At 66.2% G+C, this 25,610-nt stretch carries 24 protein-coding genes and 1 tRNA gene; 17 read left to right on the forward strand and 8 right to left on the reverse strand.

Going from position 1 to position 25,610, the window contains the following annotated elements; translation table 11 throughout:
- Window positions 1–55 precede the first annotated feature (55 nt).
- The 3 genes from EAE28_RS14445 to EAE28_RS14455 are packed head-to-tail and all read left to right on the forward strand — an operon-like array spanning window position 56 to window position 3,701.
- Entirely contained in the window at window positions 56–1,324 is a 1,269-nt protein-coding gene (locus tag EAE28_RS14445) for a TadE/TadG family type IV pilus assembly protein (RefSeq protein ID WP_127107475.1), read from the forward strand.
- Complete coding sequence (locus EAE28_RS14450; protein ID WP_127107477.1) at window positions 1,321–1,857, forward strand: TadE/TadG family type IV pilus assembly protein; 537 nt, start codon at window positions 1,321–1,323, stop codon at window positions 1,855–1,857. The genes EAE28_RS14445 and EAE28_RS14450 overlap by 4 nt, the downstream gene beginning before the upstream one ends.
- A gap of 8 nt (window positions 1,858–1,865) precedes the next feature.
- Window positions 1,866–3,701, forward strand: coding sequence for a TadE/TadG family type IV pilus assembly protein (locus tag EAE28_RS14455; protein WP_127107479.1), 1,836 nt, complete (start codon window positions 1,866–1,868; stop codon window positions 3,699–3,701).
- Window positions 3,702–3,746: 45 nt separating this feature from the next.
- On the opposite strand, the gene EAE28_RS14460 is transcribed toward EAE28_RS14455, so the two are convergent.
- On the reverse strand, window positions 3,747–4,343 hold the full coding sequence (locus tag EAE28_RS14460) for a TetR/AcrR family transcriptional regulator (protein WP_127107481.1): 597 nt from the start codon (window positions 4,341–4,343) through the stop codon (window positions 3,747–3,749).
- Between the two features lie 109 nt (window positions 4,344–4,452).
- On the opposite strand from EAE28_RS14460, the gene EAE28_RS14465 reads away from it, so the two are divergent.
- The 4 genes from EAE28_RS14465 (at window position 4,453) to glpX (ending at window position 7,907) form a co-directional block, all read left to right on the forward strand.
- The gene (locus EAE28_RS14465) at window positions 4,453–4,731 is read left to right on the forward strand and encodes a hypothetical protein (protein WP_127107483.1); all 279 of its coding nucleotides are present in this window, start codon (window positions 4,453–4,455) and stop codon (window positions 4,729–4,731) included.
- 97 nt (window positions 4,732–4,828) lie between these two features.
- Window positions 4,829–6,130 carry a homoserine dehydrogenase gene (locus EAE28_RS14470; RefSeq protein WP_127107485.1) on the forward strand — a complete coding sequence of 434 codons (1,302 nt, stop codon included), beginning with the start codon at window positions 4,829–4,831 and terminating at the stop codon, window positions 6,128–6,130.
- Between the two features lie 3 nt (window positions 6,131–6,133).
- Complete coding sequence (locus tag EAE28_RS14475; RefSeq protein ID WP_127107487.1) at window positions 6,134–6,838, forward strand: ceramidase domain-containing protein; 705 nt, start codon at window positions 6,134–6,136, stop codon at window positions 6,836–6,838.
- A gap of 103 nt (window positions 6,839–6,941) precedes the next feature.
- Complete coding sequence (gene glpX, locus EAE28_RS14480) at window positions 6,942–7,907, forward strand: class II fructose-bisphosphatase (protein WP_127107489.1); 966 nt, start codon at window positions 6,942–6,944, stop codon at window positions 7,905–7,907.
- 5 nt (window positions 7,908–7,912) lie between these two features.
- Here glpX and EAE28_RS14485 read toward each other — a convergent pair whose 3' ends face one another.
- Entirely contained in the window at window positions 7,913–8,665 is a 753-nt protein-coding gene (locus EAE28_RS14485) for a hypothetical protein (RefSeq protein WP_127107491.1), read from the reverse strand.
- Window positions 8,666–8,723: 58 nt separating this feature from the next.
- Here EAE28_RS14485 and EAE28_RS14490 point away from each other — a divergent pair, with 58 nt between their 5' ends.
- The 3 genes from EAE28_RS14490 to EAE28_RS14500 all read left to right on the forward strand — a co-directional run bounded on the left by EAE28_RS14490 (window position 8,724) and on the right by EAE28_RS14500 (window position 11,234).
- Window positions 8,724–9,161, forward strand: coding sequence for a MarR family winged helix-turn-helix transcriptional regulator (locus EAE28_RS14490; protein ID WP_127107493.1), 438 nt, complete (start codon window positions 8,724–8,726; stop codon window positions 9,159–9,161).
- A 67-nt stretch (window positions 9,162–9,228) separates the two neighbouring features.
- Complete coding sequence (recJ, locus tag EAE28_RS14495) at window positions 9,229–10,989, forward strand: single-stranded-DNA-specific exonuclease RecJ (RefSeq protein WP_127107495.1); 1,761 nt, start codon at window positions 9,229–9,231, stop codon at window positions 10,987–10,989.
- 170 nt (window positions 10,990–11,159) lie between these two features.
- Window positions 11,160–11,234 (forward strand) — tRNA-Glu (locus tag EAE28_RS14500).
- 159 nt (window positions 11,235–11,393) lie between these two features.
- Here EAE28_RS14500 and EAE28_RS14505 read toward each other — a convergent pair.
- The 6 genes from EAE28_RS14505 to EAE28_RS14530 all read right to left on the reverse strand — a co-directional run bounded on the left by EAE28_RS14505 (window position 11,394) and on the right by EAE28_RS14530 (window position 17,856).
- Window positions 11,394–13,031: a flavin-containing monooxygenase gene (locus tag EAE28_RS14505; RefSeq protein ID WP_127107497.1), complete on the reverse strand. Its 1,638-nt coding sequence runs from the start codon at window positions 13,029–13,031 to the stop codon at window positions 11,394–11,396.
- Window positions 13,032–13,222: 191 nt separating this feature from the next.
- Entirely contained in the window at window positions 13,223–14,194 is a 972-nt protein-coding gene (locus tag EAE28_RS14510; RefSeq protein ID WP_127107499.1) for a branched-chain amino acid ABC transporter permease, read from the reverse strand.
- A 1-nt stretch (window position 14,195) separates the two neighbouring features.
- Window positions 14,196–15,068, reverse strand: coding sequence for a branched-chain amino acid ABC transporter permease (locus EAE28_RS14515; protein ID WP_127107501.1), 873 nt, complete (start codon window positions 15,066–15,068; stop codon window positions 14,196–14,198).
- A gap of 6 nt (window positions 15,069–15,074) precedes the next feature.
- Window positions 15,075–15,791: an ABC transporter ATP-binding protein gene (locus tag EAE28_RS14520; RefSeq protein ID WP_127107503.1), complete on the reverse strand. Its 717-nt coding sequence runs from the start codon at window positions 15,789–15,791 to the stop codon at window positions 15,075–15,077.
- Entirely contained in the window at window positions 15,784–16,590 is an 807-nt protein-coding gene (locus tag EAE28_RS14525) for an ABC transporter ATP-binding protein (RefSeq protein WP_127107505.1), read from the reverse strand. Before EAE28_RS14525 ends, EAE28_RS14520 begins: the two co-directional genes overlap by 8 nt.
- 63 nt (window positions 16,591–16,653) lie before the next feature.
- Window positions 16,654–17,856, reverse strand: a complete 1,203-nt coding sequence (locus EAE28_RS14530) for an ABC transporter substrate-binding protein (RefSeq protein WP_164736640.1) — start codon at window positions 17,854–17,856, stop codon at window positions 16,654–16,656.
- Window positions 17,857–18,178: 322 nt separating this feature from the next.
- Here EAE28_RS14530 and EAE28_RS14535 point away from each other — a divergent pair, with 322 nt between their 5' ends.
- From EAE28_RS14535 to EAE28_RS14565, 7 genes are all read left to right on the forward strand, one after another.
- On the forward strand, window positions 18,179–19,081 hold the full coding sequence (locus EAE28_RS14535) for an SMP-30/gluconolactonase/LRE family protein (protein ID WP_127107509.1): 903 nt from the start codon (window positions 18,179–18,181) through the stop codon (window positions 19,079–19,081).
- Window positions 19,072–20,250, forward strand: coding sequence for an acyl-CoA dehydrogenase family protein (locus EAE28_RS14540; RefSeq protein WP_127107511.1), 1,179 nt, complete (start codon window positions 19,072–19,074; stop codon window positions 20,248–20,250). The genes EAE28_RS14535 and EAE28_RS14540 overlap by 10 nt, the downstream gene beginning before the upstream one ends.
- A 9-nt stretch (window positions 20,251–20,259) precedes the next feature.
- Window positions 20,260–21,375, forward strand: coding sequence for an acyl-CoA dehydrogenase family protein (locus EAE28_RS14545; RefSeq protein WP_127107513.1), 1,116 nt, complete (start codon window positions 20,260–20,262; stop codon window positions 21,373–21,375).
- A gap of 179 nt (window positions 21,376–21,554) precedes the next feature.
- Window positions 21,555–22,319 carry an enoyl-CoA hydratase/isomerase family protein gene (locus tag EAE28_RS14550; RefSeq protein ID WP_127107515.1) on the forward strand — a complete coding sequence of 255 codons (765 nt, stop codon included), beginning with the start codon at window positions 21,555–21,557 and terminating at the stop codon, window positions 22,317–22,319.
- 5 nt (window positions 22,320–22,324) lie between these two features.
- Window positions 22,325–23,905 carry an acyl-CoA synthetase gene (locus EAE28_RS14555; RefSeq protein ID WP_127107517.1) on the forward strand — a complete coding sequence of 527 codons (1,581 nt, stop codon included), beginning with the start codon at window positions 22,325–22,327 and terminating at the stop codon, window positions 23,903–23,905.
- A 41-nt stretch (window positions 23,906–23,946) separates the two neighbouring features.
- Window positions 23,947–24,726 (forward strand): enoyl-CoA hydratase-related protein, encoded by a 780-nt coding sequence (locus tag EAE28_RS14560; RefSeq protein WP_127107519.1) that lies wholly within the window; start codon window positions 23,947–23,949, stop codon window positions 24,724–24,726.
- Between the two features lie 16 nt (window positions 24,727–24,742).
- Window positions 24,743–25,609, forward strand: a complete 867-nt coding sequence (locus tag EAE28_RS14565) for an alpha/beta fold hydrolase (protein ID WP_127107521.1) — start codon at window positions 24,743–24,745, stop codon at window positions 25,607–25,609.
- Window position 25,610: the final 1 nt, after the last annotated feature.

Raw genomic sequence — 25,610 nt, forward strand, 5'->3', positions numbered from 1 at the left:
GAAAGACCGGAAGACGAAGCGCGCCTTCGCGTTTCTCAGGTGACAGGTGACCTTTATGCGTAATGCACTCATGGCAAGACACCCGGTACGCGCACGCCGTTTGGCGGCGCAACTGGCAGGGTTTCGTCGCGGCGAGTCTGGCTCGATGGCGGTGCTCAGCGTGTTCATCTTTGTCGCGATGATCCTGTTTGGCGGGCTGGCGGTCGACCTGATGCGCCACGAGAACGAGCGATTGCGCATGCAGGGCGTTGCCGACCGCGCGGTGCTGGCCGCGACAATGCTGCGCGACAATGCCTCGGGCGCGACGCCCGAGCAGATCCTGCACGCCTATTTCGCCGCTGAGGGGCTTGATGAGCAGTTGGGCGACAATTTCAGCGTGGTCGACGACGAAGACGGCGGGCGCACGGTCACGGTCGCGCCTGCGGCAACGGTTCCGTCGCTGTTCATGCGCCTGGTGGGGGTCAATGACTTTGCCGTGGCAACCCCGGCGCGGGCCCATGAAACACTGGGGGCCGGGCTGAAGCTGGAAATCGTCATGGTGCTGGATGTGTCGGGCTCGATGAACGGACAGCAGAAGATCGGCATGATGCAAACGGCGGCAACCCAGCTGGTCAATTCGCTGCTGACCGATGATATCGAACCCGGCGATGTGGCGATCACCATGGTGCCCTATGACACATGGGTGCTGCCGCCCGCAGGGTTTCTCAATCAGTTCACCAACTTGCAGGGCAGCGGTGCGTGCAATGACTGGACGTTGTGGAATTCGGTGGTCAACGGCCTGACCCAATCCTCGCAACGCCGCAATTGCAACACGGCAAGCTGGCGCACGGTGCGTCCCTATCTGAGCAACGCGGCCACCGCCGAGACGTATATCACCGAACTGCGCGCGTCGGGCACGACCTCGATCGATCTGGGGATCCGCTATGGGGCGCTGTTCTTCGACCCCTCCCTGCGTCCGGCAATCAGCGCGCTGATCGCCAATGGCGACATCGACCCTGTGTTCGAGGGTCGGCCTTATGACTGGAACGAGCCGAACGTGGTGCGCGCGCTGATCCTGCTGACGGATGGCGAGAATTGCTGCGGCGAGCGGTATTCCGACGGGATTCAGGACACCAATTCAACGGCGACCTGCGACGCGCTCAAGGATCAGGGCATCCTGATCTATTCGATCGCCTATCAGGCCCCGCCCGCCGGTGCCGCGCTGATGCAAAGCTGTGCCTCGTCTGCCAGCCATTACTTCAACACCACCGCTGACGGCATCGTCGACGTGTTTCAGGGCATCGCCAACAGCGTGCAGACGCAAGCGCTGAGGTTGACGCTGTGACCGGTCCCCGATCCCTGTGGCGCCGCTTCGCGCGCTCGCAAAGCGGTACTGCGACGATCGAGTTCGTGATCATGGTGCCGCTGGCGCTGGCGTTCCTGTTCTCGGCCATCGACTATGGCGTGGTGATGATCCGGCAGGTGTTTCTGGATCGCGCGGTTGATATCGCCGTGCGGCAGGTGCGGCTGGGCAATGTGTCGGCCACCAGCTACGCCGGGTTTCGCGCGCAGGTCTGCGAAAACACCTTCTTGCTGGCCGATTGTGAAAGCAACATCGCCATCGAACTGCGCCCGGTGAATACCACGACATGGGCCGGGCTGGATCAGCCCGCCCAATGCGTGAACCGCGCGCAGGACATCAGCCCGGTGCTGTCCTTTGTGCCGTCAAGCGGATCGCAGGTCCTGATGCTGATCCGCGTCTGCGTCGTCGCCGATCCGTTCATCGACCTGACCGGCATCGTTCTGGGCATGCCCGTCGACGAGTCGGGCGGCTTTTATCTGGTGTCGAACGCCGCCTTTGCCAACGAACCCGCGTGAGGACAATCATGAGACATCTCTTTACGCTCCTCTTCGCCCGCCACCGCCTGACCCGTCTGAAAGACGAGCGCGGATCGGTCGCGGTCGAGTTTGTGATCACCCTGCCCCTGCTCTTGTGGGGGCTGGTCGCAACGGTGGTGTTCTTTGAAGGCTACAAGGCCCGCTACAACGCCCAGATGGCCGCGCAGACCGTGGCCGATATCATGTCGCGTGAAACCGACCTCTTTACCGGCAATTATATCGAAGGCCTGAACAACGTTTTCGACTTTCTGGCCGACAGCGAGTATCCCACGCGCATCCGTGTGTCGTCGGTGATCTGGGACAGCACGACCGAGCGGAACCGCCTGCAATGGTCCTATGCCACGCGCAACATGGCACCGCTGCCCGAGAACACTTTCGAGCTGCTGCAGAACGATGATACCGCGACCTTGCTGGCCGAGTTCGGCGACGATACCTCGTTCTCGTTCACCGGCGCTGCCGCGCAGATGCCTGTCAGCGATCTGGCCAGCCGCATTCCCCCGGTTCTGCCGGGCGAGGCGCTGCTGCTGGTCGAAACCTTCGCACTGTGGGAGCCTTTCGCCAGCGTCGGCGTCGGCAATCTGCGCTTTGCGCCGGTGGTCGTCGTGCGCCCGCGCTTCGCGCCCTGGATCAATTTTGAGGGCGTCGAGACGATCTATCCCGAGGCCAGTTACGAAGTTGCGTGGACCGGCTCGGGCAATACCTCGCTGCCTGATCCGAACGATCCCGACGAACCGGTCACCGAGCCGCCGGCCGGGGCGACTTACGCGTTCGAAAACTCAGTGACCACGGGCTTCTCGTCGAACACCGTAACCGCTGGCGGGCCGACGGGCCGGTATCTGGGGCCGTTCGGGGCCTCAACCTATAACAACCCGGTGACGCTGAGCGTGGCGCTGCCTTCGGCCAACACGAATGCCAGCATCGCTTTTGATCTGTTCATCATCGACACCTGGGACGCTTATAACGCCAGCTGGGCCCCCAGCTATGGCGACAACTTCACGCTGATGTACAACGGCCAGCCGATCTCGCTGGACCTGTTCAACACCGCGCTAAGCGCCCCCTTCAACAACGCGCGCACCAGCGCCGGGTACATCGCCGGTGTGACCTATGGCGTCACGATGACCCGCACCTCGTCGGGCACCAATTTCACCGGGTCGGCAGATCATGATTCGGCCTGGCGCGTGGTCGTCACGCTTCAGAACGCCCCGCAAAACTTCACGCTGGGCTTTTCGGCCTCGGTGCAGGAGTCGTTGGCAAACGAGAGCTTCGGCATCGACAACCTGACCATTGCCTCCTCAGGGACCGGGACGCCGCCACCGTTCACTGCCAACCCAAGCAATCTGGAAACCCGCGATCCGCACACCCGCTTTGCGCGCTATTCGGGCTGCCCCGAGTATCGGATTTCCGCACCGTGGCTGACGATGACCCGTTCGGACCTGACCACCGGGATCACCATGCCCCGTGAGGCAGGCGGTCCGACCGATGCCAGCCGGTGCGCCGCCAGCGGCGGGCGCGGGCGGGTTCAGGCGTCGCCGCACCTTGTTCTCAACTATGATGCGCAAGGGGTGGTCAACAGCAGTTCGGGCCTGCTGATCCGCACCGATGACTACAACAACGGCGGCACCTGTGACACGACGCTATACGTGCGCGACCCCAACGGGCAGTGGTGGTTCAACGACGACGTATCCAACACCACCTATGGTCGGGACTATAACTCACGGTTGCAGATCGCCGGTGCGACATCCGGCCAGTACGAGATCTGGCTGGGCACCTATGGGTCGAGCCGCTGCACGTCGGATCTGAGCATCAGCCGATACACACGCTAAATCCGTCAACGCCAGCCCGTCCCCCACCGGGGCGGGCTGCATGTCTCAGGCGCGCGCGCCTGCGGCCTTGAGCACCATGTCGACATAGATCTGCTCGACCCGGTCGCGGCTGAGCCGCCCGCCGTCGCGAAACCACGTGTTCACGCCGGTCAGCATGGCGATCAGGGCCATCGCGGCCAGTTTGGTATCGGGCACCGCCAGCGTGCCCTCGTCCTGACCGGCGCGCAGGATGGTTTCCAGCTCGGTCTCATAGCGCTTGCGCAAGGCCTCGACGGTAGCGAAATTCTCGGGCGTGAGGTTGCGCAGCTCCATATAGGCGATGAACACGGCGTCGGCGCGGGCGGCGTGGAAACGAATGTGGAAGCGCGCGAAATGCTGGAGCCGGGCGCGGGCATCGCCCAAGGGCGGCGTGCTGTCGGCCCATGCGCTCAGCAGCGCATCCATGTGATCCTGCATCAGCTCGAACAACAGGGTCTGCTTGTCGGCGGTGTAGAGATAGATCGCCCCGGCCTGCACGCCGACCTCGGCGGCGATCTGGCGCATCGAAACGGCGGCATAGCCGTCGCGGGCAAACAGCCGCAGCGCCGCGTCGCGCAGACGCGGGCCGGTGATCTCGGCGCGGGAACCGGGTTTGCGAGCCATGCGCTATTGTCACTGAACGCTCGTTCAGTTCAACCCCTCTCTGGCCTTTGCCGCTTCACAGCGGGAAGCACGCTTGCTACTCTCGCCCTGTCCAGTCAAAGGTCGCCCTATGCCCCGTTTGCCCGCCCTGCCCCTTTTGTTGCTTGCGCTTGCCGGCTGTGCCGAGGTGGCGGCGGATGCGCCCGCCCTGCTGACGCGGGACGAAATCGCTGACCGGACGATGAACGCGGCGGATACGGCGCGGGGGACACAGGCCGCGGATGAGCTGGGCTACCGTGCCGCGCAACTGCGGGCACGGGCGGCACGGTTGCGTCACAACGACCGCGATGCCGCCGAACGGGCCGAATTGCTGCGCCGCGCGCAGGTGCTGGAAGCACAGCAAACCTGATCGCGCGCATCCGCGCATTGCACCCAAGACGCGCCTCCGCTAATCCTGCGACAACGCCACGCGGCACGGCCCGTGGCCTGATCTTGCGGAGTTTCTTATGACCACCCCCTCACATCCCGGCCCGTTGCGTTTGGCGATTGCCGGTCTTGGCACCGTCGGCATCGGTGTGGTCAAGATCGTCCAGACCCATGCCGCGCTGATTGCCCGGCGCGGGGGACGCCCGATCGAGATCGTCGCGGTCAGCGCCAATTCGCGCTCGAAAAAGCGCAGCGCCGATATTTCCGCCTACGCGTGGGAGGATGATCCCGTCGCGCTGGGTCGCCGCGATGACGTCGATGTGGTGCTCGAGCTGATGGGCGGCGAGAATGGCGCGGCCAAGGCGCTGGTCGAAACCGCGCTCAAGAACGGCAAGGATGTGGTCACTGCCAACAAGGCGCTGCTGGCGCATCACGGCACCGCGCTGGCCCGGCTGGCCGAGGCCAATGGCCGCGTACTGCGCTTCGAGGCAGCGGTCGCAGGCGGTATCCCGGTGATCAAGGCACTGACCGAGGGTTTGGCGGGCAACCAGATCAAGCGCGTCATGGGCGTGATGAACGGCACCTGCAACTATATCCTGACGCGGATGGAAAGCGCCGGGCTGCCCTATGACACGGTGTTCGAGGAAGCCCGCAAGCTGGGCTATCTGGAGGCCGATCCCAATCTGGACGTGGGCGGCATCGACGCGGGCCACAAGCTGAGCCTTCTCAGCGCGATTGCCTTCGGCACCGAGGTCGATTTCGACGCGGTGGTGCTGCAGGGCATCGGCTCGATCTCGACCGATGATATCCGGCTGGCGCGCGATATGGGCTATTCGATCAAGCTTCTGGGCGTGGCGCAGATGACCGGGCGCGGGCTGGAACAGCGCATGACCCCCTGTCTGGTCCCCGAAACGCACCCGCTGGGCCAGCTGCAGGGCGGCACCAACATGGTGGTGATCGAGGGCGACATGGTCGGCCAGATCGTGCTGCGCGGCGCGGGCGCGGGCGAAGGCCCGACGGCCAGCGCGGTGATGGGCGACGTGATCGACATCGCGCGCGGTTTCCGTCTGCCGGTGTTCGGCCAGCCCGCCGCCGATTTGGTTGACGCGCCGCCCGCCGTGGTGAGCACCGGCGCGCCGTGGTATCTGCGCATGACGCTGCTGGACAAACCCGGTGCACTGGCGAAGATCGCCACGCTTCTGGGCGAAAGCGGCATTTCCATCGACCGGATGCGGCAGTATTCGCATGACGGCACCGATGCGCCGGTGCTGATTGTCACACATAAGGCAACCTCGGATGATATCAGCCACGCACTGGACCGCTTTGCGGCCACCGGGGTGGTGGTCGGCGAGCCGGTCGCGATGCGGATCGAGGAAGTTTAACCCATGGCCTGGACCGACCCCGTAGACATCTATTGCGAGCGGGTTTCGGCGGCCTTCTGGGCCGAGCCAGTCAACGCGCTGACCAACGCCGCCTTCGTGCTGGCGGCACTGTGGGGCGCGGCTGAGGCGCGCAAGCGCGGAGTACGCTCACCCATGGTCTGGGTGCTGATCGTGATGGCCGGGGTGATTGGCGTGGGCAGTTTCCTGTTCCACACCTTCGCAACCCGCTGGTCCGAACTGGCCGATACCCTGCCGATCTGGAGCTTTGTCGCGGCGTTCGTACTGGCCGCAATGCATTTCATCGGCGGGATGCCGGTCAAGCGCGTGCTGCGGGTGGCGGTGATCATCGTGGTCGCGGCGGTGGGCGCGATCTGGCTGGCTGGCGGCGAGGGCGCGGATGTGGCGACAGCGGCCCCCGACCCGCTCAACGGCTCGGGCCAATACGCGCCCGCAGTGCTGGCGCTGGCGGTTTTCACCGGCATCGCCTTCTGGCGCAAGCATCCGGGGGCGCCGTGGATTCTGGCCGCGTTCATCACCTTCCTGATCTCGCTCAGCCTGCGCACGCTGGACCGTGACATCTGCACAAGCTTCCCGCTGGGCACGCATTTCGCGTGGCATACGCTGAACGGCCTGATGATCGGCTTGCTGCTGCAAATGCTGATCCGTACCGGGCATTTCGGGAAAATACCCTCAGACTCAGCCCGTTAGCGGCACCAAAGTTGTTCGCTCCGACGCCAAGGGGTATGCAAGACGCGCAACCCTATTTCGAATCCGGCCCGTCCGCGGCCCTGCCCCTATTCAAGGAATCACCATGTCCGACTCTCCCCTGTTTCACGACCGCCTGCTGTCGCTGGGTCTTGCCCGCGTTTCCGAAGCGGCGGCGCTTGAATCGGCCGCGTGGATCGGCCGTGGCGACGAGAAAGCCGCCGACCAGGCCGCTGTGAACGCCATGCGCAACCAGCTGAACATGCTGGACATCAAGGGCGTCGTGGTCATCGGTGAGGGCGAGCGCGACGAAGCGCCGATGCTGTTCATCGGCGAAGAGGTCGGCACCGGCAACGGCCCCGCCGTCGACATCGCGCTGGACCCGCTGGAAGGCACCACGCTGACCGCCAAGGACATGCCCAACGCCCTGACCGTGATCGCCATGGCCCCGCGCGGCACCCTGCTGCACGCGCCGGACGTCTATATGGACAAGCTGGCTATCGGGCCGGGCTATGCCGTGGACACCGTGACGCTGGCCATGACGCCCGCCGAACGCGTGCACGCGCTGGCCAAAGCCAAGGGCTGCGAGGCGGGCGACATTACCGTGTGCATCCTTGAGCGCCCGCGTCATGAGGATCTGATCGCCGAGGTCCGCTCGACCGGGGCGTCGATCCGCCTGATCACCGATGGCGACGTCGCCGGTGTCATGCACTGCGCCGAAGCCGCGATCACCGGCATCGACATGTATATGGGTTCGGGCGGCGCGCCTGAGGGGGTTCTGGCCGCTGCGGCGCTCAAATGCATGGGCGGGCAAATGTACGGCCGCCTTATGTTCCGCAATGATGATGAGCGGGGCCGTGCCGCCAAGGCCGGGATCACCGATCTGGACCGCATCTATACCCGCGATGAGCTGGTCACGGCGGATGTGATCTTCTCAGCGACCGGCGTGACCACCGGCAATATCGTGCACGGTATCAAGCGCGAGCCGGGCTGGCTGACCACCGAGACGATCCTGATGCGCTCGAAAACCGGCTCGGTGCGGCGCATGAGCTATCGCACGCCCGTTAAGTAAGCCTCTCAGCGCGCCAGCCGGTAGAGCACCGGCATGGCCGCTGTGCGGTTGGCGGCGAAATGCGCCAGCACGTAGGCGCGAAAGCTGCGCTTGAAGATCAGCGCGGGCAGGATCTCGGACAGCCCGTCCCATCGACAGTGATTGACGATGGGCCAGTCCGGCGCCTGCCCCGCTTGCGGTTGCAAGACCGTGGAATTGTCGAGGCCGGTCTGGTCGGTGAACCAGCCCGCCGTGTAGTTCCAGACAGCGAGGTTCTGGTCGAGGTCATCGGCGGTGAACCAGTTGAACAAAAACACCCCTTGCCGCGCGTGATCCACCGGGCCGATATGGCGGATATTGGTCGCGCTGAACGCTGCCTGCCGCCGGGCGAGCGGGGCCGTGGCCGCCAGCAGCGCCTGCCAGTCATCGCTGGCTTGCAGGGTTTGTGCCGCTTCGGGCGTCGCCGTTTCCACCAACAGCACCAGATCAAACCGCGCCGGGCGGATCTGCGGGCGCTGCCGCAGATACGCGCCCTGCCCCGGTGGGATCAGCAAGGCAGTGAAGACATGCGCGTCGGGCTGCCGGACGGCGAAGGCGCGCAGGCGTTCGGTCGCTTTGCGCTTGGCGGCTGAGGCGAGGCCGAACAGGAACGGCGGCCGGTGGTCGATCTCCAACGCCAGCACCAGATAGCCCGCGCCGGTAACCGGTTGCAGCACCACCTGTGGGAACTGCCCTGCCCCTTCGAGCAGGACGAGGTCTTGCGAAACGGTTTGGGTCATGCGAGTCTCTCCCGTGCTGACTACACTATGTGCTATATACACCTAAATAGGTCAACCCATGTTCGATTACACCCAGTCCCTCGGGCACTGGATCAACCGCGCCGGTTTCGCCCTGCGCGCCCATCTGCGCGACCGGCTGGCGGCGCAGGGCATCGCCCTGACGCCCGAAGAATGGTCGCTGCTGATGGTGCTCTGGCGCGACGGGCCGCGCGGAATGAACGAGCTGGCGGCGGTGACCCTGCGCGACCGGACCACGGTGACGCGGCTGGTGGACCGGATGGTCGCCAAGGACCTTTTGCGCCGCGAAACGCCCGACGGTGACCGCCGCGCCGTGCGCATCGCCCCGACCGAGGCGGGCGCGGCGCTGGAGGGGCCGGTGCTGGCGGTGGTCAGCGGCGTGCTGTCGGATGCGGCGGGCGGACTGGATCCGGCGCAGCTGGAGGCGACGCGCGGGTTGTTGCAACAGATGGTCGCCAATCTGGATGGCTCGGCGTAAGGACCTATCCGCTGGCGCTCACCCGCCCGCAGCCCTATCCTGCGCGCAAAAGGACGGCTTTCTGACGATGGACACCCAAACCGACATCGCCGCTTATCTGGGCGTGACCGCCTCGTTCACCGGACGGCGCTGGGTTGGTCCCGGCGTCGAGCTTGAGCGGCAGGCCGAAGCCCTGACGCAGGCGACGCGGCTGCCGATGGCGCTGTGTGCGGTGCTGGCGCGGCGGCAGGTCGCGGCGGAAGGCGTTGACGATTACCTCGCCCCCAGCCTGCGCGCGCTGTTGCCCGATCCGCTGCTGATGCGCGACATGGATGTGGCGGCGGACCGGCTGCTGGCGGCGCTGAAGGCGCGCGAGAAGATCGCGGTCTTTGCCGATTACGACGTGGATGGAGGCACCTCGGCGGCGCTGGTGCTGACCTGGCTGCGCGCGATGGGCCATGACGCGACGCTCTACATCCCCGACCGGATTGATGAGGGCTACGGGCCGAATGAGCCCGCGATGGAAGCGCTGGCGCGCGAGCATACGCTGATCATCTGCGTGGATTGCGGGACGCTCTCGCACGGGCCGATTGCGGCGGCGGTCGGGGCGGATGTGGTGGTGGTGGATCACCACCTGGGCAGCGAGACCCTGCCGCCCGCGCTGGCCGTGGTGAACCCCAACCGGCAGGACGAATCGGGTGATCTGGGGCATCTGTGCGCGGCGGGCGTGGTGTTCCTGCTGCTGGTCGAGGCGAACCGGCGGCTGCGGGGTAGCGGCCTGCAAACCCCTGATCTGATGAGCTATCTCGATCTGGTAGCGCTGGCGACGGTGGCCGATGTCGCGCCGCTGATCGGGGTGAACCGCGCCTTTGTGCGTCAGGGGCTGAAGGTCATGGCCAAGCGCGGGCGGCCCGGTCTGGTGGCACTGTCGGACGTGGGACGGATCGATTCGGCCCCGACGCCCTACCATCTGGGCTTTGTGCTGGGACCGCGTGTGAACGCAGGCGGGCGGATTGGTGCAGCGGATCTGGGGGCACGGTTGTTGTCCACCAACGACCCGATGGAGGCGCAGCGCATCGCGGCGCGGCTCGATCAGTTGAACGACGAACGGCGGGCGATTGAAGCGGCGGTGCGCGAGGAAGCCATGGCGCAGGCCGAGGCGCGCGGCATGGACGGCCCGCTGGTGTGGGCTGCAGCCGAAGGCTGGCACCCCGGCGTGATCGGCATCGTTGCCGCGCGGCTGAAAGAGGCCACCAACCGCCCCGCCGTGGTCATCGCGCTGGATGGCGGTGAGGGCAAGGGTTCGGGCCGGTCTGTGGCGGGCGTGGATCTGGGCGCGGCGATCCAGCGGCTGGCGAGCGAAGGACTGCTGATCAAGGGCGGCGGGCACCGCATGGCCGCCGGGCTGACGCTGGCGCAGGACCAGCTGGAACCCGCGATGGCGCGGCTGGGTGAGTTGCTGGCGCGGCAGGGTGCCGGTGTCGGCGGCGCGGGCGATCTGCGGGTCGACGGCCTGCTGATGCCGGGCGCGGCAACGGTCGAGCTGATCGAGTCGCTGGAACAGGCGGGGCCTTTTGGACAGGCGGCCCCTGCCCCGCGCTTTGCCTTCCCGTCGATGATGATTCTCGACGCGCGCAAGATCGGCACCAACCATCTCAAGCTGCGCTTTGGCGAGCCTGCCGGGCCTGCGTTGGAAGCGATTGCCTTTGGCGCATATGACGGCCCGCTGGGACCGGCGCTTGAACGGCGCGGGCCGGGCCGTGTTCATCTGGCGGGCAAGGTCGAAGTGAACAGCTGGGGCGGGCGCAACCGCGTGCAGCTGCGGCTGGACGACGCCGCAAGTGCTTGAAATGCCTTTGTATCAAGGGCTTTGCGGGTCTCCATGGCCGCGCTGTCATGCAACGGTAAAAAAACACGCGACGGGGCAAAAAACCCTCTTGCGCCCACCGCACCGCTGGCCTAAATACCGCCTCACACCGGAGGCAAACAGCTGAAAAGCAACGCAGACGGTGAGACAGTGGCCCGTTCGTCTATCGGTTAGGACGCTAGGTTTTCAACCTAGAAAGAGGGGTTCGACTCCCCTACGGGCTGCCACGTCTTCCTGAAAGATCAGCGGAAATTCAGCGCCTTGGCCCCCGGCTTTGGCGCTTTTTTGTTTTGGTCACAACGCGGGTTTCCCGGCGCGGGCACTTCAGGCACACCAAAACGGGCGGCGCTGGGGAAGCGCCGCCCGTGGTCATTCTGCCGTCAGGGTCAGGCGTCGACGTCTGCCGGGGTGGTGACGAAACCCGGGAAGCCGTTGGCAACCTCGTCGGCGCACATCTCGCGGTATTTGTTCAGCCCGCCCGCAAAGATCGGGAAGAAGCGCGGTTTGCCAGCGATGTTGGTGCCGGTGTACCAGGTGTTGGCCTTGGGCATCAGCGATTGCTCGGCGATGGCGACGACCTTGTGCATATAAGCAGATTCGGCCTCGGGGCGGGGTTCGATGCCGGGCAGCGCGTGGGTGCGCAGGTGGTCGATGCAGTCGCAGATCCAGTCAGCGTTCTGCTCGTTCAGCAGCACGAAATTAGCCAGCGCCGAAGGGCCGTTGGCCCCGGCGATCATGAAGAGATTGGGGAAGCCCTCCATCATCAGACCCAGATACGATTGCGCCCCGCCCGCCCATTTCTCGCGCAGGCTGCGCCCGTCGCGGCCGGTAATATCGACCGCCATCATCGCGCCGGTCAGCCCGTCATAGCCGGTCGCGCCGATGATCACGTCCAGCTCGATATGCGCGGTGGCGGTGCGGATACCGGTGGCGGTGATTTCCTGAATCGGATCGGTCAGGCAATCGACAAGGGTGACGTTGTCGCGGTTGAAGGCCTCGTAATAGCCGCTGTCCAGACAGGGGCGACGGGCAAAGATCGGATAGCCGTGAGGGGTCAGGACCGCGGCGGTTTTCGGGTCGTGGACGGTTTCAGCGATCTTGCGGCGGACGAAATCGGCAACGATATCATTGGCCTGCTGGTTGAACAGCAGATCCGAGAAAAGGCCGAGGAACTCCAGCCCGCCCCGGTCCCACGCGTCTGACATCAAACGCTCGCGCTCGGCCACAGACACGCTGAACAGCGGGCGGCTGGTGATGGCGCGCACGCCGCCGGTGAACGAGTTGCGGGCCAGGGCACGCAGCTGGGGGTAATGTTCCTTGATCTGGGCGACGTAAGCGGCATCCAGTTTGCGGTTGCGCATCGGCAGGGTGAAGCTGGGCGTGCGCTGGAACACGGTAAGCGCCTGCGCCTGCTGCGCGACGACGGGAACGATCTGGATCCCCGTCGAGCCGGTGCCAATGACGCCGACGCGCTTGCCTGCGAAATCGACGGTGTGGTGGGGCCAGCGGCCCGAGAGATACAGCTCGCCGGCAAAGCGGTCGGCCCCCGGCACGTCGATGCCCTTGGGGACGGACAGCGGGCCGGTGGCCATGACCAGATAGGTGACCTCGAAGACCTCGCCGCCCTCGGTCTCGACCCGCCACAAGGCGCGGGCGTCATCATAGCGCATCGTCGTGGCGCGGGTGTTGAACTGCACGTCGCGGCGCAGGTCCAGTTTGTCGGCGACGTAATTGGCGTAGGCCAGAATTTCGGGCTGGGCCGCGAATTGCTCAGACCAGGTCCAGTCCTGCATGATCTCGTTCGAGAAGGAATAGCAGTAGTCGATGCTCATCACGTCGCAGCGCGCGCCCGGATAGCGGTTCCAGTACCACACGCCGCCGACGTTATCGCCCGCCTCGATCGCACGCACCGACAGCCCCATACCGCGCGCCTTGTGCAGCATGTACATGCCGCCAAAGCCCTGCCCGATGATCAGCATGTCGAGCTGCGTTGCGCCCCCGGTTTGCCCGCCTGTGTTGGTCATTCTCCGCCCCTTGATCGCTGTTTCCTCTCTTCGCTAGGGGCTGGGGCGGGCGCGGGCAACACAAGCGGGCTGCGGGCGCACAACATCACATCCGTGAAGTTACGCGGGCGGAAAACAGTGCGATTTCAGTGCACAAGGCAAGGCCCCGGCAGGGTCATCTGCCGGGGCCTTGCTGTACGAGGGGACCGCGATCAGCGGCGCGCGCGCAGGCGGATGAGCAATCCGCGCACAAAGCCCACCACCCCCGTTGGCATGAAGAATACCATGATCAGCAAGAAGCCCGCGTAGATCGCCGAGGTGGCAGATTGCGAGACCTGCTCGGCCAGATTGGGCACGAACTGGATGAACACCGCCCCCACCAGCGGCCCCAGAATGGTCCCTGCCCCGCCGACCATGACCGCAACCAGAAGCAGGATTGATTTCATCAGATCGAAGCTGTCGGGCGAGACGTATTCGGTGATCAGCGTATAGAGCGCGCCTGCCAGCCCGGTGAGCAGGCAGCTGAGCGCGAAGGTGGCCAGCTTGGTACGCGTGACATTCACCCCCATCGAGGCGGCGGCGATCTGGTTCTCCTTCACCGCGATGATCGCGCGGCCCATGCGGCTGCGAAACAGCGCGGCGGTGCCAAAGAAGGCGATCAGCACCACGGCAAGCACGAGGTAGAACACGAAGACCTCGCGCGACAGCGGCAGCCAGTCGGGCACGGGCGAGTTGAACACCATCACCCCCTGCACGCCGCCGGTCCATGTCTCGATGCTGCGATGTTTCAGGATCTGCGGCATGGCCAGCGCCAGCGCGAAGGTGGCCAGCGCCAGATGGTGCCCCTTGAGCCGCAGCGAAGGCCAGCCGAAGAGCACACCGAAGGCCAGACAGACCAGCCCCGCGATCACCACCGCAGGCAACCAATGCAGCGCAAAGCTGTCCATGCCGACGGCCGCGACATAGGCCCCGATGGCAAACACCGCGCCGTGACCAAGGGACAATTGCCCGCCGTAGCCGACGACGATGTTGAGCCCCATCACCGCCAGCGCCATGCACAACACCATGGTGATCTGGAACAGAAAGAAGCCTTTGACCAGCATCGGCAGGGCGACAAGCAGCGCAATCGCCGCGACGATCAGCAGCGCGCCAATGCGACGCGAGGAAGAGTTCGGGGTTTGCATCTCAGACCCTCGTTGCGGTTTTGCGGCCCAGCAGGCCCTGTGGCAGCAGCATCAGCACGGCCACGATGATCAGCAGCGCCAGCGAGAGTTTCATGTCGTTGCCAACCACATAGGCCCCCGCGAGGTTCTCGATCACACCGATCAGGATGCCGCCGACAATCGCGCCCCAGGGGCTGTCGAGCCCGCCCAGAAGCGCGGCGGCGAAGGCGTAGATCAGCACACCGATCATCATGTTGGGGTCCAGAAACACGATGGGCGCGACCAGAAGCGCGGCCACCGCACCGACGGCGGCGGCGATGCCCCAGCCCAGCGTCAGCAGCCAGTCGACCGGCACACCGCTGAGCCGGGCCGAGACCGGGTTATCCGCCGTCGCGCGCATGGCAAGGCCAAGGCTGGTGTGCGACAGGAACAGGTAGAGCAAGCCTGCGATGACCACGACGGTCACGATGCTGCCTACTTCATGCGCGCTCAGGAAGGGGACGACCGACGAGGTGCCCGCGCCAAAGATCGACGGGAACGCCTTGAGATCATGGCCGAAGATCCAGCCCGACAGGGAGTTTATACCGATAAAGAGCGCGATGCAGGCGACGACAAAGGTTGTCGCCGACGCGCTGTGAAAGCGGCGGATCACCACCCGTTCGATCACCATGCCCGACACAAAGGCAAAGAGCACCGCCACGACAGCGGCCAGCCACAGCGGCAGGCCCAGGCCCACGGCGAACAGCGCGACATAGGCCGAGAAGGTCGCCATTTCGCCTTGGGCGAAATTGACGTGATGGGTGGTTTTGTAGATCAGCACCAGCGCCACCGCGAGGCAGGCATAGATGCTGCCGATCGCGATGCCCGAGAGCGTCAGTTGGATGACTTGTTGCATGGCTTCTCAGCTCCCCAGATAGGCGCGGCGGATGTCGTCATTGCCGAGGAACTCGGCGCTGGGACCGCTGCGCGCGACCTGCCCGTGTTCGATCAGGATGGCGCGTTGGGACATCGACAGCGCCTGATGGACGTTCTGCTCGACCAGCAGGATCGACAGGCCTTCGGTGCGGTTGATGTCGGCGATGATGGTGAACAGCTCACGCACGATGAGCGGGGCCAGCCCGAAGGACGGCTCGTCCAGCATCAACAGGCGCGGCCCCTGCATCAGCGCGCGGCCGATGGCCAGCATCTGCTGCTCGCCGCCCGACAGCGTCCCGGCCTGCTGATGGCGGCGCTGCTTGAGCTTGGGGAAATGGCTGTAGATCCGCTCGATCCCGGCGGCCCGGGCGGCGCGGCGGCGTTGCAGATAGCCACCAACCAGAAGGTTATCCTCGACGCTCAAGCCCGCCAGCGTGCCACGCCCGTCGGGCACATGCGCGATGCCGCGCGCGGCGATGCGGTTGGTGGCAAGGCGGGTGATCGGGCTGCCGTCGAACAGGATATCGCCGCTGGTCGCGCAAAGCCCGCTGATGGCGCGCAGCAAGGTGGTCTTGCCCGCTCCATTGGCCCCGATCAGCGCGGTGATCTGGCCTTTGGGAATCTGCACCGCAATATCGCGCAGCACGGTCACCGGGCCATAGCCTGCGCCCAGAGCACGGGTTTCAAGGAGCATCTCAGACATCGGGGGCCCCCAGATAGGCTTGGACGACAGCCTCGGAGCCCTGCACCTGCGCAGGGGTTCCGTCAGCGATCTTGCGGCCAAAGTTGATGGCGACGACCTGCTCGGCCACGCGCATGATCAGGTCGAGATGGTGCTCGACCAGCAGCACGCTGACGCCGAACGCATCGCGCATTTTCAGGATGAAGGCGCGCAGATCCTCGACGCCTTCGTGGTTCAGACCGGCGGCGGGTTCATCCAGAAGCAAAAGCTTTGGCTGCATGACCAGCGCGCGGGCAAATTCGACCCGCTTTTGCGCGCCGAAATTCAACTGGCTGACCAGCGTGTCGGCCTGATGGGCCATGCCCAGCCGCTCGAGCGTTTCCAACGCGGCCTTACGGCCTGCGGCTTCATCGCGGCGCGCGCGTGGCAGGCCCAGCATTGCGGTGACAAAGCCGCTGCGCATGCGGACGTGATTGCCGACCAGCACGTTCTCCAGCACCGACATGCCCGGAAACAGCGCGATGTTCTGGAACGTGCGCCCGATGCCCAGCGCCGCCATACGGTGCTGCGGCAGGGACAGGATGTCGGTGCCATCAAAGCGGATGCGCCCCGCGCTGGGGCTGTAGATCCGCGAAAGCACATTGAAAAGCGAGGTCTTGCCCGCCCCGTTCGGCCCGATGATGCCGCAAATCTGGCGCGGGGCGACGCGAAAGGAAATATCGTCGAGGGCTGTGATCCCGCCAAACTTGAGCGAGATCCCCTCGACACTCAGCAAGGCCTCTGGTTTCAGCAGGGCCTCTGGCCGGCTGGTGTCGGTCATGGATTGTCCCCGGATTTGGAAAATATACGGGCCGGCATGGCCTTGGCCAGCCGCCCCGCAGGATCAGAATTCGACGACGTCGCCGAAGAGATCATAGCTCTGGCCGTTGAACCGCTCGAGCTGGATGCCGCGGATCATCTGATAGTTGTCGGGGCTGGTGGCCAGCGGGATACCGGGCAGCATCAGCGGGGCATTGACCGTGGACAGGTTGCGGGCGACATCGAGGATGTTCTGCCGTGTCAGGGTATCGCCCGCCTCGCGCAGGATCTGCAGCAGCACATGGCCGGTGTTATAGCCGCTGATCACCGAGCCGTTGGTGGGTTCGGCATCGGGGTAATACCCTTCGATCGTGTCCATGTAATCGCGATAGGCCTGCGTCTGCTGGAAGGCTTCATCCGAGGCATCCTGCTGCGTGGCGCTGGTGATGATCCCGGTCGAGATCTCGACCCCTGCCGGCACCAGCGAGGTCTGGATCACGCTGGCGACCGACCCCATGTAGCGCGCAGGCGTCCAGCCCAGATCGGCGGCCTTGCGGATCGCCTGTGCCACCGCGCGCGGCACGCCGAACAGCATCAGCGTGTCGGCCCCCGTCGCCTGCAGGCTGACGATCTGGCCATCAACCGAGGGGTCCACCACTTCAAAGCTGAGCGCGCTGGCGATGGTCGCGCCGGTGCCTTCGATCCCGCGTTCGACCCCCTCCAGGTATTCGCGGCCCAGATCGTCGTTCTGATACAGCACGGCTATCGACGCCGTGGGGTTCTCGGCCACGGCGTTCTGCGCGAAGGCATAGCCTTCCAGCCCATAGGGCGACAGCAGGCCCGAAACGGTCCACGGGTACGTCTGCGGGTCGTTCCAGCGGGTGCCCCCGGCCAGCAACAACAGATGCGGCACCTCGCGTTGGTTCAGGTAGCGCTGAATGGCGATATTATGCGCCGATCCGACGGGTGCCGCGATGAACAGGACTTCATCGCGCTCGACCAGACGGCGGGTCTGTTCCATCGTGCGCGCCGGGTTGTAGGCGTCATCATAGCTGATGAAGTTGATCTGACGGCCGTTGATCCCGCCCTCGGCATTGGCGCGGGCGATCACGGCGGCGATCATGCGGCCATTGACCGCAAAGACCGAGGCCGGGCCGGAATAGGGCATGGTGTTGCCGATGCGGATCTCGGTGTCCGAGGCACCGGGGCCGTATTGCGCCTGCGCCAGCGCCGGACCGGCCGCCATGGCGAGCATCGCAAGAGCCCCTAGCGTGTTCTTGATGGTCATGGTCATTTCCTCCCTGTTGTGGCCCTTGCAGGCCGGTCGTTCCGCGCCAGACGCCCAAGCGGCACGGGTCAGCGGGCTGACCGGGGGTAGCTGGGGGGCTGGTGTCGTCTCCTCGACCCGGAGTATTGCGAGGGGCTGGCAGCTTGCCAATTTGGGGCGGCGACAATCACACTTATGATTGCACCCTGCGTCCGCCTTGCTCGGCGCGATATCCCATGCGTGATATGGCGCGGTCCCCGGCCAAAATACTTGAGTCCCCTCCCCCTGCGGGCCGATCCACGCTCAAGCCCCGCTGAGTGGCGGGCACGACGAGGGAGGCTTCATGACCATCCGTATTGACCTGCATTCACCGCAAACGGCGTTGCTGGGCGAAAGCCCGCTGTGGGATGTCGAGCGCCAGCGCCTGTGGTGGGTGGATGCGCGCGCGGCCTCGATCCGCTGCGCCGATGCTGACGGCACGGTGCTCAGCGACTGGACGATGCCGGGGCAAGTGGGCAGCATCGGGCTGGCGCAGGGCGGGCTGATCGCCGCGCTTGAGGACGGGTTTTATCACATCGACGGTCAGACCGGCGCCGCGCATTGCGTGGCCCGCGTGACGCCCCCCGCACCGGGCCTGCGCCTGAACGACGGCAAGGCCGACCGCGACGGACGGTTTGTGAGCGGGCACATGCACCCCGGCGGCGGCACGGCGGGCGAGCTGTGGCAACTGGGTCTGGACGGGCGCGTGACGCAGCTGGAGACCGGTCTGGGCATCACCAACGCGCTGTGCGTCTCGCCCGATGGCCGCCAGCTCTATCTGGCGGATTCGATGGACGGGGTGATCCGGCGCTATGACTATGACGGCGCGGCCGGGCGGCTGTCGAACCGGATCGATCTGATCGACTGCCGCGCGCAGGGCTCGGGACCGGACGGCGCGACGGTCGACAGCGATGGGCGGCTGTGGGTGGCGCTGGTGCTGGCGCACAAGATCGCCTGCTATGCGCCCGATGGCAGCTTGCTGCAGCTGATCGACAGCCCGGTGCAGTATCCGTCGTGCCCGGCCTTTGGCGGCGCAGCGATGGACACGCTCTTTGTCACCACCATCGCGCATTCCGGTCACAGCCTGATCAGCACCAGCGCTGACGCGGGCCGCGTCATGGCGATCCGGGGCCTTGGGGCCACGGGTCTGCCCGAAGCGGTCTGGCACCCCACCCCCGCCCGCCAAGGAGCCGCACCATGGAGCTGAGCCTCGACGCCAAAGACACCGCCTTTCGCGACGAGGTGCGGGAATTCTTCAGCACCGGCGTGCCCGATAGCTGGCGCGACCGCGTGCGTGCCGGGCTGCGCCTGTCACCTGACGAGCTGACCGGCTACCAGCAGCGCTTGGCCGCGCGTGGTTGGGGCGCACCGACATGGCCGGTTGAATACGGCGGCACCGGCTGGACGCCAACGCAGCTGTGCGTCTTCTGGTCCGAAGCCGCGCGCGCCGACGCGCCGCATCAGTTCCATCAGGGGTTGGAGCTGATCGGGCCGATCATCTTCTCATACGGGTCGCCCGAGCAGAAAGACTACTACCTGCCGCGCATCATTCAGGCGCAGGACTGGTGGTGTCAGGGCTATTCCGAACCCGGTGCCGGGTCGGATCTGGCCAGCCTGCGCGCGCGCGCCGACCGCGACGGCGATGACTATGTGCTCAACGGCCAGAAGACATGGACCAGCTACGCGCATGTCGCCTCGCAAGTGTTCCTGCTGGCGCGCACCTCGCACGAGGCACGGCGGCAGCAGGGGATTTCGCTGATCCTCGCGCCGATGGACACCCCTGGCTTCCGTATCAATCCCATCGCCACGATGGATGAGAAGTACCACACCAACGAGCTGTTCATGGACAACGCCCGCGTCCCGGTCGCCAACCGTGTCGGGGACGAAGGGCGCGGATGGGAATATGGCAAGGTGCTGCTGGACCGCGAGCGGATGGTGGCGGCGGCGAATGTGATCTTTCTGGGCCAGATCGTGCGCGGCATCACCGACGCGGCGCGGCGGCGGAAGATCCGGGGTCGCGCCCTGGCCGATGATCCGGGGTTCGCGGCAAAGCTGGCGCAGTTCACGGTCGAGCTGACGACACTGCAAGCGATGGTGCTGCGGTTGCTCGACGACATGACGCGCGGCGCGGATTCGGGACCGCGGGGATCGATGGTCAAACTGCGCTGGTCACAGCTCTATCAGGCGGGCACCGCCCTGTGGGTCGAGGCCCTGGGACCAGAGGCCGCGCAGTTCGCCGCGCTGGACGGGGCCACCCTGCCCGCCGACATGCCCGCCGCGCTGCAAGGCGCGCTCTATGCGCGGGTGACGTCGATCTATGGCGGGTCCAGCGAGATCCAGCACAACATCATCGCGCGCCGCGCGCTGGGTCTTTGAGGGGGTGCTATGGAACTGACTTTCAACAGCGAACAGATCATGCTGGCCGACAGCGTGGGACGCTATGGGCTGGACAAATGGCCCGCCATCAACCGCCACAAGCTGCTGGCCGGGGAACAGGACGGCTTCCGAGAGCGCTGGCGCGAGATGGCCGAACTTGGCTGGACCCTGTTGCCCATCGCCGAAGACGACGGCGGGCTGGGCGGTAGCGCGGTCGATGTCATGGCGCTGGCCGAGGGGCTGGGCCGTCACCTGATCGCGGTGCCCTATGTCACCAGCTGTGTGTTGGTGCCCGCGCTGATCGGTGGGGTGCCCGGGGGCGAGGATCTGCTGGGCGCGCTGGGTGAAGGCAAGGCTTTCGCCGCCGCCGGGGTGCTTGAGGCCGAGGGCGGCGGCGATCCGGCATGGGTGACAACGCGGGCCGAGAAGGTCGGCGGGGCGTGGCAGCTGACCGGGATTAAGGAACACGTCGAGGACGGCGGCTGCGCCGATGCGTTTGTGGTCTCGGCCCGTGTGGAGGGCGAGGCGGGCGACGCCGAGGGGATCGGGCTGTTTCTGGTCGACCGCGCCGCCCTCGGCGACGGTGTCGCGCGGTTCCGCGCGGTCGACGGGCACCTGCACGCGCGGTTGACGCTGCAGGGCACGCCCGCGCTGGCACTGGGTGAGCCGGGACAAGCCCTGCCCCGGATCGTTGCAGCGCTGGACCGTGCGATCTGCGCGCATCTGGCCGAGGCGACCGGCTCGATGGAAGCCGCCACCGCTGCAACGGTCGAGTACCTTAAAACCCGCGAGCAGTTCGGCCAGCGCATCGGCAGCTTTCAGGCGCTCCAGCACCGCGCGGTGGACATGACCGTCGCCTGCGAGGAAGCGCGCGCGATCACCTGGCACGCGACGCTGTCGCTGGACGCCGCCCCCGGCAGCCGCCAACGCGCGGTCTCGGCGGGCAAGGTGCGTGTCGGGCAAAGCGGCGTCTATGTCGCCCAGCAGGCGGTGCAACTGCACGGCGGTGTGGGCTTTTGCGAAGAGCTGATCGTCAGCCACCACCTGCGCCGCCAGATGATGCTGGACATGGCAATGGGCGGGCAAGGCCACCATCTCAGCCGGGTTGCGCAGCTGTCGGTCTGACCCTCCCCGGACCCGAAACGCAGCGCCAAGGCCCCGTCTGGCAGGACGGGGCCTTTCGCCTGCCCGCCTTGGTGCCTGCGACTATCGCGTATGGGATTAAGTGCGTAAAAACAGGTCTTTGCATGCCCTTGGCCGGGGCCGCTGGTAAGCTGACCTCCGAACCATCTGGAGGAAAACCCATGAGCAAGATCCGCCTCGACGTGAAGGATTTCGTCGCCGTCGTCACCCTCGACAACCCGCCGGTCAACGCGCAGCCCATGGAGGTTCTGGAAGAACTGACCGCGGTGTTCGACAGCTTCAACGACCGCGACGATGTCCGCGTCGTGGTGCTGACCGGTGCGGGCAAGATGTTCTCGGCGGGTGCTGACCTGAAGCAGCGCCCCGATCTGAGCATTCCCGGCGCCCGCTGGCGGCGCAACCGCATCGTGCGCGAGGTCTCGTATGCCATCGCCGACAACGCCAAGCCGGTGATCGCTGCCGTCAACGGCCCGGCCTTGGGCGCGGGTCTGGGGCTGGTGGCCAGCTGTGATGTCATCGTCGCCTCGGAAACCGCCGTGTTCGGCCTGCCCGAGGTGGACGTGGGTCTGATGGGCGGGGGCAAGCACGCCGGACGGATCTTCCCGCATTCACTGGTGCGCCGGATGATGCTGACCGGCTACCGCGTGCCCGCCGCCGAAGCTTTCCGCCGCGGCGTGATCGAAGCCTGCCTGCCCGCTGACGAGCTGATGCCCTGGGTGATGGACATGGCGACGCAGATTGCATCGAAAAGCCCGCTGGCGACCAAGATGGCCAAGGACAGCATGCGCACCATCGAGAACATGACACTGCGCGACGGCTATATCTATGAACAGGGCAACACCGCCAAGCTGTCGACGACGCATGATGCCGCCGAAGCCGTGCGCGCCTTCGTCGAAAAGCGCGCGCCGCAGTTCATCGGATCGTAAGCGCGATGGGCTATCCCTGGAATTTTGGCGATCTGCTGGATGCGACCGCCGCTCAGGTGCCGCCCGACCGCCCTGCCATCGTGCAGGGCGACCGGGTGATCGCGTGGCCGGCCTTTGACCAAGCCACCAACCGGCTGGCCCGCGCGATGATCGCCGCCGGGCTGGAGCCGGGCGCGCGGGTGGCCATTCTCGCGCGCAACGTGCCGGAATATATCGAGATTTCTGCCGCCGCCTTCAAGGCACGGATGGCCAGCGTCAACGTCAACTACCGCTACACCACGCCTGAAGTCGCGCATCTGATGAGCGATTCTCAGGCCGCGATGCTGCTCTATCAGCCTGAGTTCGCTGCCGTTGTCGCCCCCCTGGCCGAAAGCCATCCAGACCTGCAACTGGTCGAGATCGAGGCGGGCGGTCGGTATGGCGACTGGGTCGCGCAGGGCGACGGTGCGCCTCTGGGCATCGCGCGCTCGGGCGATGACGGGTATCTGATCTACACCGGCGGGACCACCGGCAAACCCAAGGGCGTCGTCTGGCGCGCTGCCGATGCGCGGACAACGCAGCTGGAATCCCCGGCGGCCAGTTCGGTGCCGCAGTCGCTTGAGGACCACATCGCCGTCGTGCGCGCCAATACCGCGCCGCACCGGGTGCTGCCCGCCTGCCCGCTGATGCATGGGGCGGGGATGACCTCGTCGCTGGCGGAACTGGTCAACGGTGGCACGGTGGTCTTGCTGCCGGACGGGCCCTTCGATGCCGAGGTTCTGCTGGACACGGTGCAACAGCACCGCGTCACGCGGATCCTGATCGTCGGCGATGTGTTCGCCCGCCCGATGGTCGAGGCCCTGCAGCGCGATCCCGGGCGCTGGGACACGTCGTCGCTGCGTATCATCTCGTCCGCTGGGTTGATGTGGAGCCGTGAGATGAAACAGGCGCTGATTGCAGCGGTACCGCAGGTGATGCTGGTGGATATTCTGGGCGCGTCCGAGGCGTCGGGGTTGGGCTATGCCGTCACCTCGGCCACACGCGAGACCCCGACCGGCTGGTTCGAGCCCGGTCCCAAGACGGTGCTGATCGATCCCGAAACGCTGCGCGTTCTGCGCCCTGACGAGCCCGGCACCGGCTGGATCGCGCGGCATGGGGCGGTCGGCAGCGGCTATTTCGGTGATCCGGAAAAGACCGCTGCAACCTACCGCGAGATTGACGGCATTCGCTATGCGATCCCCGGCGATCTGGCGGCGCGTGATACCGACGGGCGGCTGCGTCTGATCGGGCGCGGCAGTCAGGTGATCAACACCGGCGGTGAAAAGGTTTTCGCCGAAGAGGTCGAAGAGGCGCTCAAACGCGCGCCGGGCGTCACCGATGCCATCGTGATCGGTGTCCCCGATGAGACATGGGGCAAGGCTGTGGTGGCGGTGATTGCGGTGCGCGAGGGCTATGATGAGGCGACGGCGCGGTTGGCGCTGCAGGCGGATCTGGCGCGCTACAAGCTGCCCAAACGCATCGTGGTGGTCGACACCCTGCCCCGCCATCCCAGCGGCAAGAGCGACTATCGCGCGGCGCTGGACATCGTTCTGGGCGGCGCGGCCTGAGCGCCGCCCGCCCATTCCCTGCCCCCCTGAAAGGATCGCCGATGGCCCCGTTCGAGCACATTCGTCTGACGCGTGACGGCGCGATTGCCCGGCTGACACTGAACCGTCCCGCACGGCTGAATGCGCTGATCCGGCCGATGCAGGCTGAACTCTCCGCCGCGCTGGATCTGCTGGAGGCCGAGCCACCGCAGGTGCTGATCCTGACCGGCGAAGGGCGCGGGTTCTGCGCGGGGCAGGATCTGACCGAACGCTATCCGCAGATCGCGGCGGGTGAGGCTGTGCATCTGGGGGCGTCGCTGACACAGACGTATAACCCTTTGATCCGGCGCCTGAATGCGCTGCCCTGCGTGATCATCGCGGCGGTAAATGGCGTTGCGGCGGGGGCCGGAATCGGGCTGGCACTGACGGCGGACATCATTCTGGCGGCACGCGAGGCGCGGTTCCTGATGGCCTTTGGCAAGGTCGGTCTGGGACCGGATGCCGGCGTCAGCTGGGCGCTTCCCGAGCGGATCGGCAGCCGCCGCGCGCTGGCACTGGCGCTGACCGGTGGCGGGATCGACGCGCAGACCGCGCTGGACTGGGGGCTGGTCTGGGCACTGCATGACGCGGGTGAACTGGCAGCGGCGACGCAAGAGCTGGCGCTGGTGCTGGTGGCGGGCTCGGCGCAAGCACAGCGCGCCGCCAAGCAGCTGCTGCGCGAAAAGGCCCCCAGTCTGGAGGCTGCCCTTGCGCGCGAAAGTGCGTGTCAGGACGCGCTGGGGCACACCGATTTCTACCGCGACGCCGTTCTGGCCTTCGCCGCGCCCAAACCTGCCCGCTGACCGGATCACAGACGCCATGCCCTATGCCCACAACGGACCCGTCGCGGTCCATTACGACACGCAGGGTACCGGGGTGCCGGTGGTGATGCTCGCGGGCGCGGGGCGTCCGGCGTCGGATTTCGACGCGCTGTTTTGCGCGCCGCTGCTGGCGCAGGGGTTCATGCCGCTCAGGATCGACAGCCGCGATACCGGGCGTTCGGCCAGCTTTGCCGGGCAGCCCGCGCGGCTGGCGCAGGTCCGGCAACGCGCGCTGGGACAGGATGGTGCGCCGCCGCCCTACGCGCTGGATGATATGGCCGGGGATGTGCTGGCGGTGCTGGACCACGCCGGGATAGAGCGCGCGCATCTGGTCGGGCGGTCGCTGGGGGCGATGGTGGCGCAGGCGGTGGCGATTGCCGCGCCCGCACGGGTGTTGAGCCTGTCACTGATCATGGCCTCAAGCCGCACCCTGCCCGCGCAGGTGCCCGATGCGGTGCTGGACCGGCTGGAGGCCGAACAGGTCACGACCGCCGATGACTATATCGCCCGCCAGTTGCGCGTGGCGGCGGCGAATGGGCTGGCGCAGGATTATGACGCGGCGCGGATCGCCGGGGAAGCGCGCCTTGCCTGGGCGCATGGCATAGCGCCGGGCGCGACGGCACGGCATTTCGCCGTCAGTCTGGCGGCAGGCGATCTGCGGCCCGGTCTGACGGGCCTGCACCTGCCCGCGCTGGTTCTGCACGGGCGACAGGATGCGCTGATCCCGCTGATCCGCGCCGAGGAATGCGCCGCCGCCCTGCCCCACGCGCAGCTTGAGGTGATCGAGGACATGGTCCATGACGGCCCCCCGCGCCTGCGCCGCCGCTGGGGTATGCGGATTGCGGCGCATCTGGGCAGCCTCTGAC

Origin of the sequence: Pararhodobacter zhoushanensis (genome assembly GCF_003990445.1) — a bacterium.
GTDB lineage: Bacteria > Pseudomonadota > Alphaproteobacteria > Rhodobacterales > Rhodobacteraceae > Pararhodobacter > Pararhodobacter zhoushanensis.

What these genes read in the sequence shown, in the direction of transcription:
- EAE28_RS14515 (WP_127107501.1), bottom strand. Translation starts at nt 15,068, where the DNA reads ATGCAACAAGTCATCCAACTGACGCTCTCGGGCATCGCGATCGGCAGC.
- EAE28_RS14530 (WP_164736640.1), bottom strand. Translation starts at nt 17,856, where the DNA reads ATGACCATCAAGAACACGCTAGGGGCTCTTGCGATGCTCGCCATGGCG.
- EAE28_RS14525 (WP_127107505.1), bottom strand. Translation starts at nt 16,590, where the DNA reads ATGACCGACACCAGCCGGCCAGAGGCCCTGCTGAAACCAGAGGCCTTG.
- EAE28_RS14555 (WP_127107517.1), top strand. Translation starts at nt 22,325, where the DNA reads ATGGGCTATCCCTGGAATTTTGGCGATCTGCTGGATGCGACCGCCGCT.
- EAE28_RS14470 (WP_127107485.1), top strand. Translation starts at nt 4,829, where the DNA reads ATGACCACCCCCTCACATCCCGGCCCGTTGCGTTTGGCGATTGCCGGT.
- EAE28_RS14485 (WP_127107491.1), bottom strand. Translation starts at nt 8,665, where the DNA reads ATGACCCAAACCGTTTCGCAAGACCTCGTCCTGCTCGAAGGGGCAGGG.
- EAE28_RS14455 (WP_127107479.1), top strand. Translation starts at nt 1,866, where the DNA reads ATGAGACATCTCTTTACGCTCCTCTTCGCCCGCCACCGCCTGACCCGT.
- EAE28_RS14505 (WP_127107497.1), bottom strand. Translation starts at nt 13,031, where the DNA reads ATGACCAACACAGGCGGGCAAACCGGGGGCGCAACGCAGCTCGACATG.
- recJ (WP_127107495.1), top strand. Translation starts at nt 9,229, where the DNA reads ATGGACACCCAAACCGACATCGCCGCTTATCTGGGCGTGACCGCCTCG.
- EAE28_RS14565 (WP_127107521.1), top strand. Translation starts at nt 24,743, where the DNA reads ATGCCCTATGCCCACAACGGACCCGTCGCGGTCCATTACGACACGCAG.
- EAE28_RS14545 (WP_127107513.1), top strand. Translation starts at nt 20,260, where the DNA reads ATGGAACTGACTTTCAACAGCGAACAGATCATGCTGGCCGACAGCGTG.
- EAE28_RS14535 (WP_127107509.1), top strand. Translation starts at nt 18,179, where the DNA reads ATGACCATCCGTATTGACCTGCATTCACCGCAAACGGCGTTGCTGGGC.
- EAE28_RS14550 (WP_127107515.1), top strand. Translation starts at nt 21,555, where the DNA reads ATGAGCAAGATCCGCCTCGACGTGAAGGATTTCGTCGCCGTCGTCACC.
- glpX (WP_127107489.1), top strand. Translation starts at nt 6,942, where the DNA reads ATGTCCGACTCTCCCCTGTTTCACGACCGCCTGCTGTCGCTGGGTCTT.
- EAE28_RS14465 (WP_127107483.1), top strand. Translation starts at nt 4,453, where the DNA reads ATGCCCCGTTTGCCCGCCCTGCCCCTTTTGTTGCTTGCGCTTGCCGGC.
- EAE28_RS14540 (WP_127107511.1), top strand. Translation starts at nt 19,072, where the DNA reads ATGGAGCTGAGCCTCGACGCCAAAGACACCGCCTTTCGCGACGAGGTG.
- EAE28_RS14520 (WP_127107503.1), bottom strand. Translation starts at nt 15,791, where the DNA reads ATGTCTGAGATGCTCCTTGAAACCCGTGCTCTGGGCGCAGGCTATGGC.
- EAE28_RS14490 (WP_127107493.1), top strand. Translation starts at nt 8,724, where the DNA reads ATGTTCGATTACACCCAGTCCCTCGGGCACTGGATCAACCGCGCCGGT.
- EAE28_RS14445 (WP_127107475.1), top strand. Translation starts at nt 56, where the DNA reads ATGCGTAATGCACTCATGGCAAGACACCCGGTACGCGCACGCCGTTTG.
- EAE28_RS14560 (WP_127107519.1), top strand. Translation starts at nt 23,947, where the DNA reads ATGGCCCCGTTCGAGCACATTCGTCTGACGCGTGACGGCGCGATTGCC.
- EAE28_RS14510 (WP_127107499.1), bottom strand. Translation starts at nt 14,194, where the DNA reads ATGCAAACCCCGAACTCTTCCTCGCGTCGCATTGGCGCGCTGCTGATC.
- EAE28_RS14460 (WP_127107481.1), bottom strand. Translation starts at nt 4,343, where the DNA reads ATGGCTCGCAAACCCGGTTCCCGCGCCGAGATCACCGGCCCGCGTCTG.
- EAE28_RS14475 (WP_127107487.1), top strand. Translation starts at nt 6,134, where the DNA reads ATGGCCTGGACCGACCCCGTAGACATCTATTGCGAGCGGGTTTCGGCG.